This window comes from Neorhizobium sp. BETTINA12A (assembly GCF_023006485.1).
Classification (GTDB): Bacteria; Pseudomonadota; Alphaproteobacteria; order Rhizobiales; family Rhizobiaceae; genus Neorhizobium.
Genome location: NZ_JALBGW010000021.1, coordinates 50,449 through 56,719, shown reverse-complemented (window position 1 = coordinate 56,719; position 6,271 = coordinate 50,449). Strand labels below are relative to the sequence as shown.

Genomic DNA, 6,271 nt, shown 5'->3' with positions numbered 1-6,271 from the left:
GGACGCGGCGGCGCAAAAAGCCGGGTGAGGAAATTGCCGCGGCTGCGCGCCGTCGTCGGCGGCGAGTAGCGCAGCGCCGCATTCGGCACGAGGAGCGCGTCGGTGACCGATTGCACGGTAATATCGGCCGTTGCCGTCATGCCGGGACGCAGCAGCAGATCGGCGTTGTCGACCGTCAGGATCGCCTTGTAGGTGACGACGTTGGAGACGGTTTCGGAGGCGAAGCGCACGGTCTGGATGGTGGCGGGAAAGTTGCGATCGGGATAGGCGTCGACAGAGAATTTTGCCGCCTGACCCTCCTGCACATGGCCGACATCCGCCTCGTCGACGGCGACCTGCAACTCCATGCGCTTCAAATCTCCGGCAATGGTGAAAAGCACCGGCGCATTGAGCGAAGACGCGACGGTCGCCCCCGGATCCACGGCGCGGGTCAGCACGATGCCGTCGATCGGCGAGACGATCTTGAGCTTCACGAGATTGAGTTCCGACAGCCGCAGATTGGCTTCGGCGGAAAGAACAGACGCCTCGTTGACGGCCTTGGTGGCGAGCGCCGAATCATAGGTGAATTTCGCCGCGTCCAGTTCCTGCTGGGTGGAAATGCGGTTGCTGACGAGGCCGGTCAGGCGGTCGAACGAATTTTTGGCCGAGGCCGCCTCCGCTTCGGCCTTCAGCACGTTGGCCTTTGCCGAGGCGAGCTGGGCGCGGGCGCTCTGGACATCCGCTTCCTGCTTGTTGGTGTCGAGTTCGGCGAGCACATCACCCTGTTTGACAGCACTGTTATAGCTGACATTGACCTTGCGGACGGTGCCGGACAGCTCGCTCGATATGTCCACTTGATCGGTCGGCTGGACCGAGCCTGTCGCCGTGACGATGACCGAGAGGCCGCCGCGCTTGGCCGGCTGGGTCGTGTAATCGTAGCGCGGGCCGCCACTGCCCGAATAGCCATAGGCGCCCGCCGCCACCGCAATGAGAACGACAAAGACCGTCGGCCAGATCCAGCGACGCTTTTTGCGTTGGCTTCCCGAGGTGGCCAGGATCGCGGCGAGATCGGGCGTGCCGCTGGTCGTTGCTGCCGGGTCGGGTGTGTTCTGCACGTTCAACGGCCTGTCCTTTGCTGGGTAGCGATACAACCGGAGCTAAATCGTCCGCTGCGCCGTCATGGGGCGCGAATCCGCCGGAAGCATGGTCGCCGGGCGAAATTCTTATGCTCTCTCAATGACATAAAACGGGAAGTGATAAAACTTAAATATCGGTAATACGCGTGTATCGAAGAATATTAGCCATTTCATCAGGCTTTAACGGTGCCATGATAGTAATAATCGACCCGATTAACGGGTAGAGGGGTAGTATTGTGGTTAAAAAATTCTCAATGTTAGTCGGAGCTTTCGCGGCTATTCTGATGTCGGCCAGCGCTTCGCATGCTGCAGACGACCTTGTGTTTACCCTGATCAACAAGACAAAAGGGACACTTGAACGCTTTTATACCTCACCGGAGGGTGTGGACAACTGGGAAGAAGACGTTTTCGGCAACGACGTGCTGGAGCCCGGCCAGAGCATCAAGATCACCATCCGCGATGGCCGCCGTACCTGCAAATACGACATGCGCTTCGAATTCTCGGAGGATTCCAAGCTCGAAGACATGGAAGACACGCAGGACTTCTGCAAAATGGGTACTTACACCCTGCACCAATAACCTTTGCCAGCGGCGTGTTTTCGAAAGGTCATGCCTTTTTGAAGAGGCATGCATCGATATCTTCATTCACGCGTTGTCGGAGCGCTGAAAAGGAGATTTCCCATGATCGATGCTGCAAGAATCAAGGAACACGCCGAAGTCATCGGCGCGGATGGCGTCCATGTTGGAACGGTCGACCGCGTCGAAGGCAGCCGTATCAAGCTGACCAGGAAGGACAGCGGTGAGGGCGGCCATAAAGGCCACCATCACTTCATTCCGCTTGAACTCGTTGCCGATATCGAAGGCAACAGGGTTCGCCTCTCGGCCGATGGCGATGTCGCAGTGACATTCGAAGAGGAAGAGAGCGGCAAGGGTGTTCATTGATTGGTAGCCATGAAAAAGCCGGCGCCTCGAAAGAGACGCCGGCTTTTTCGCATGTCAGATCCCAACTTCAGGCGTCTACGTCATTGTGTCGAACCGGGGACGCCGAAGCGTTCGGGCATGAAGGCGGTCTCTGCCGGTGGGCCGCTAAGGCGGTCCGACTTCGCGGTCACGGTCGGTCCGGCAGGATGCATCAGAAGGGCGACGACAAGGCCACCCGCAATCGCAGATCCCAAGGCAATCAGGACATTCTGGGCGCTCATGGCAACGACTCCTCTATTGCCTGACAACACCCTGAAAACGGGAAGGTTCCGGGCAAAACCGGAACCTTCGGATCAATGTCGCGTGACAGGCAATCAAGCTTTCTCGCGGGCTCGTCTTGAGCGCCGTTGCCCACCAGGAAAGATCGTCCAGCATGGTCTTTACGCCGTTTGACGCGATTCGGATCAGTTCTGAGCCGAGAGTTCCGCGGGAGTGGCAAGAATATCGCCGCCACCCAGCGATTGATCCGCATATTTGAACGCTAGGATGCTGAGCACCGAAACGATCATGACGATGAATATGATGCGCATAAAGACGCTCCTTCGTCCGGGCAAACGTCTTCTGCTCGTCAAGGTTCCGGTGGAGAGGATATGGGGCGGGGCCAAACGACCGCCGCCCGGTCGCGACAACCGGGCGGCGCCGAGAAGATAAGGCGGGTTCGATGTTCAGCCGATCGAGAAGGGAACCGCGACGAAGGTCTGGTTTTCGCCACGCTGGATGAGAAGCAGAACTGACTTGCGCCCGGACTTGCCGGCTTCGGCAACCGCCGTCTTGGCATCCTTGGCCGACTTCAACGGCTGCTGATTGATCGAGATGATGACGTCGCCCGGCTGCAGGCCGGCATCGGCAGCCGGTTTGTCGGGGGCGACGCTTTCAATCACTGCGCCGTTTTCCCGACGGGGCAGGTTGAGGGCCTGGCGGATGTCCGGCGTGATGTCGGCAAGACCGATGCCGATGGTCGGAACGCGCTGGGCACCCTGCATGGACTTGTCGCCGTTGTCAGCGGAAGCCTGCTGCTGGTCTGGCTCGTTGCCGCCGACCGTGATGCTGAGGTTGCGGTTTTGACCCTGACGCCAAACGGTCAGGCCTTCCTTGGCACCGGGCGTCAGGTCGGCCACCATGCGCGACAGGTCCCGCGGAGATTTGACCGCCTGGCCGCCGAGCGCGGTGATGACGTCGCCGGTCTGGATACCGGCCTTGGCAGCCGGCGTGCCGTCGTTGACATTGGCAACCAACGCGCCTTCCGGCTTGTCGAGGCCGATGGCGCTCGCCACATCCGCCGTCACCGGCTGAATCTGTACGCCGATGAAGCCATGCTCGATGGAGCCGTCCTTCATTAGCTTGGCGACGACCTTCTGGGCCTGGTCGGACGGGATGGCAAAGCCGACACCGACGCTGCCGCCGTTCGGCGAATAGATCGCCGTGTTGATACCGACGACCTTGCCTTCGAGATCGACCAGCGGACCGCCGGAATTGCCATGGTTGATCGGCGCGTCGATCTGGATGAAGTCATCATAGGGTCCGCTGTGCAGATCGCGGCCGCGCGCCGAAACGATACCGGCCGTCACCGTCGTGCCGATGCCGAACGGATTACCGATCGCCAGGATCTGGTCGCCGGCATTGAGCTTGTCCGAATCGCCCCAGGCGATGGTGGCCAAGGGCTTCGGCGCGTTGATCTTGATGACCGCGAGGTCGGATTTCGGATCGGTGCCGATCAGCTTGGCAGGCACTTCCGTGCCGTCGTCAAGCGTCACCTTGATGTCGATCGCATTGTCGATCACGTGGTTGTTGGTGACGATGTAGCCGTCCGCCGTAACAACGAAACCGGAGCCGAGAGCCTCCGCCCGCGGAGCCTGGCGCTGCTGCGGCATCTGGCGCGGCACGGGAATGCCCTGCTGGCCGAAGAACTGTCGGAACTGCTCGTCAAACGGGGAATTGTCGCCGAAGGGCGAGCTGTCGTCCGAAGCGACGTTCTGGGCCTTCATCGTGGTGATGATGGTGACGACCGCCGGCTTGTCGGCCGAAACGATCGGGGCGAACGAGCCGCCCGGAGCGACGATGCCGGAAACGGAGCCGGTGACGGAGGTTGCCATGGTTGCCGCATGGGCCGCGTTGGTGCCGAGAATGACCGGCACGGAGAGCGGCACCGCAACGATGGCGGCGCCGAGAAGGGCAACGATTCGGTGTTTGCGAAGGATATTGGACATGGAGGTCTTCCTTTCAATCTGCAGCCTTGGCGCCGGGAGGCGGGCGCATCAGGGCAAAGAAGATCGAAGCCGCGTGATGGAGCGCGCACGGCCGATCGGTTGGTTTCGAAGATTCACGATGCTGAAGAGTCGGCGAGGAAAGCCGCTACTTCAGAAAGCCTGATCACCGGGACATAGGTGAAGCGGAGTGAACGCCGGGCGATCGAAGTCGATCCTCGGGCGGGCCGGTGAGGTGCATCACCGGGCAGGGCGCCGGTGGTGCCGGGGAATGCTGGTTTATCGGGACAAGCGAGCGCATATGGGCACCACCTTCAGCAAACGATCTGAAACTGGCTCTGCCGTCACGGCATTTCCGGCCGTCGGCATCACTCAGTCCTGAAGATGAAAATACGCCCGGAGGCGTCGAAGGTCAGCTTAACAATAAATAAGGTTCGGAACGCCTCATCCGCCGAATTTCGGGCCCAATCTTAGGCTCCGGAGATTTCCCCCATCCAGCGCGTGTAGTGATTTCAAGCGCTTGGCGCGCTGACCCGGGTTTTTACCCGTCCGCCGGTTATCGCCGCAAAGGTGAATAGGTTGTAATGAACGGCGTTCGCTCTCAACATGAGCAAATTGTAATCGATAAACAGTGGCTTTTCACCCTGCAATCCGCGTGTCGGATCTGAGAATGGACGGCCGACGTGATCTCGTGGCAGCGACGTGACGTCAATCGGTCGCCCGACCCCGTTCTAAAACTAACGGCAGTCGCGTCCTGATCGGCTTGTGACAGACCGGCTGGATTTCGTCCACCCACATTTTGACAGCCCGACTGCGCCGATTCTATCCGCCAAGGCGGAACAGGCGGCCCCCAGCCTCACCCACGCATCAGGCGACCGCGATCACATCGGCTATTTGAGGGCGTCGGCTAATTGGGGCTGCTTTGATCTAAATGGTGAGAGCGTCGGGGTTCGAACCCGAGACCTACTGATTAAAAGTCAGTTGCTCTACCGGCTGAGCTACGCTCTCCCGCGGCCGCGGATGAGCGCGTCCTTGAAAGTGCGCGGAACATAGGCAGGTGACCTCTTGCGGTCAACCCGCAAAAACAGCAAAAATGCGGCTATCTGCCGCTTTTTCACGGCGATGCGAAAAGGTGATTGGCATTCGCCGCGTCGGGCCATTACCTCAAGCGCAAGACGCGGGCTCGCAAAAGGCCCGCCAGCCGGAGCCACACGTGTCGATTGCCGAAATATCCCTGTTGAGCGCGCTTCTTGCCGGCGCCCTATCGTTTCTGTCTCCCTGCGTGCTGCCCCTCGTGCCGCCTTATCTCTGTTACATGGCGGGCATTTCGGTCGAGCAGTTCCGCGGCGGCGGTGGTGCGGCGGTCATCGAATCGCGGAGCGGCACGCGTCGCGCGGTGCTGAAGTCGGCGCTGTTTTTCACCCTCGGGTTTGCGACTGTGTTCGTGGCGCTCGGAGCCGGCGCCTCGACGATCGGCGTGCTCCTGCGCCAGCATCTCGATCTCCTGTCCAAACTCGGTGGCCTGATCATCATCGTCATGGGCCTGAATTTTCTCGGCGTCTTCCGGATTGGTATTCTCGCCCGCGAGGCGCGTTTCCAGGGCGGCGGGCAGCCGGCGACGCTCTCGGGCGCCTATGTCATGGGGCTTGCCTTCGCGTTCGGCTGGACGCCCTGCATCGGTCCGGTGCTCGGCGCCATCCTCGGGGTCGCCGCATCGCGCGATACGGTCGGCGAGGGGGCGGCGCTGCTCGCCATCTATTCGCTCGGCCTTGCCGTACCGTTCTGGATCGCCGCCGGTTTCTCCGGTGCCTTCATGCGGTTCCTGACCCGCTTCCGCCGCCATCTCGGCATGGTCGAGAAGGTCATGGGAGTCTTCCTGATCCTCACCGGGCTTGCCTTCATCTTCGGTTTCGTCACGTCCGCCGCAATCTGGTTCCAGCAGACCTTTCCAATCCTGACGCAAATCGGCTAA

Annotated in this window: 7 protein-coding genes and 1 tRNA gene; 3 read left to right on the top strand and 5 right to left on the bottom strand. The window is 60.7% G+C overall.

The features are described from left to right. Window positions 1-1,100 (bottom strand): efflux RND transporter periplasmic adaptor subunit (locus MOV61_RS08930; RefSeq protein WP_258718827.1); only part of this gene is annotated, 1,100 nt, incomplete at its 3' end. A gap of 299 nt (window positions 1,101-1,399) precedes the next feature. Here MOV61_RS08930 and MOV61_RS08925 point away from each other — a divergent pair. Then, window positions 1,400-1,693 carry a hypothetical protein gene (locus MOV61_RS08925; RefSeq protein ID WP_408962362.1) on the top strand — a complete coding sequence of 98 codons (294 nt, stop codon included), beginning with the start codon at window positions 1,400-1,402 and terminating at the stop codon, window positions 1,691-1,693. Between the two features lie 102 nt (window positions 1,694-1,795). After that, window positions 1,796-2,056: a DUF2171 domain-containing protein gene (locus MOV61_RS08920; RefSeq protein ID WP_038542946.1), complete on the top strand. Its 261-nt coding sequence runs from the start codon at window positions 1,796-1,798 to the stop codon at window positions 2,054-2,056. 80 nt (window positions 2,057-2,136) lie between these two features. Here the strand turns inward: MOV61_RS08920 and MOV61_RS08915 are convergent, their stop codons facing one another. The 4 genes from MOV61_RS08915 to MOV61_RS08905 all read right to left on the bottom strand — a co-directional run bounded on the left by MOV61_RS08915 (window position 2,137) and on the right by MOV61_RS08905 (window position 5,307). Further along, the gene (locus MOV61_RS08915) at window positions 2,137-2,316 is read right to left on the bottom strand and encodes a hypothetical protein (protein WP_038542948.1); all 180 of its coding nucleotides are present in this window, start codon (window positions 2,314-2,316) and stop codon (window positions 2,137-2,139) included. A gap of 183 nt (window positions 2,317-2,499) precedes the next feature. After that, a complete protein-coding gene (locus tag MOV61_RS30315) occupies window positions 2,500-2,625 on the bottom strand; it encodes a hypothetical protein (protein ID WP_024164227.1) in 126 nt (41 codons plus the stop codon). Between the two features lie 135 nt (window positions 2,626-2,760). Then, window positions 2,761-4,302 (bottom strand): DegQ family serine endoprotease, encoded by a 1,542-nt coding sequence (locus MOV61_RS08910; protein WP_247136314.1) that lies wholly within the window; start codon window positions 4,300-4,302, stop codon window positions 2,761-2,763. Between the two features lie 929 nt (window positions 4,303-5,231). After that, a tRNA-Lys gene (locus MOV61_RS08905) sits at window positions 5,232-5,307 on the bottom strand. 205 nt (window positions 5,308-5,512) lie between these two features. Here MOV61_RS08905 and MOV61_RS08900 point away from each other — a divergent pair. After that, entirely contained in the window at window positions 5,513-6,271 is a 759-nt protein-coding gene (locus tag MOV61_RS08900; protein ID WP_247136313.1) for a cytochrome c biogenesis CcdA family protein, read from the top strand.

Bases quoted from the DNA above. Each gene is read 5' to 3' on its own strand.
- MOV61_RS08925 (WP_408962362.1), top strand. From the start codon at position 1,400: ATGTCGGCCAGCGCTTCGCATGCTGCAGACGACCTTGTGTTTACCCTG.
- MOV61_RS08920 (WP_038542946.1), top strand. From the start codon at position 1,796: ATGATCGATGCTGCAAGAATCAAGGAACACGCCGAAGTCATCGGCGCG.
- MOV61_RS08915 (WP_038542948.1), bottom strand. From the start codon at position 2,316: ATGAGCGCCCAGAATGTCCTGATTGCCTTGGGATCTGCGATTGCGGGT.
- MOV61_RS30315 (WP_024164227.1), bottom strand. From the start codon at position 2,625: ATGCGCATCATATTCATCGTCATGATCGTTTCGGTGCTCAGCATCCTA.
- MOV61_RS08910 (WP_247136314.1), bottom strand. From the start codon at position 4,302: ATGTCCAATATCCTTCGCAAACACCGAATCGTTGCCCTTCTCGGCGCC.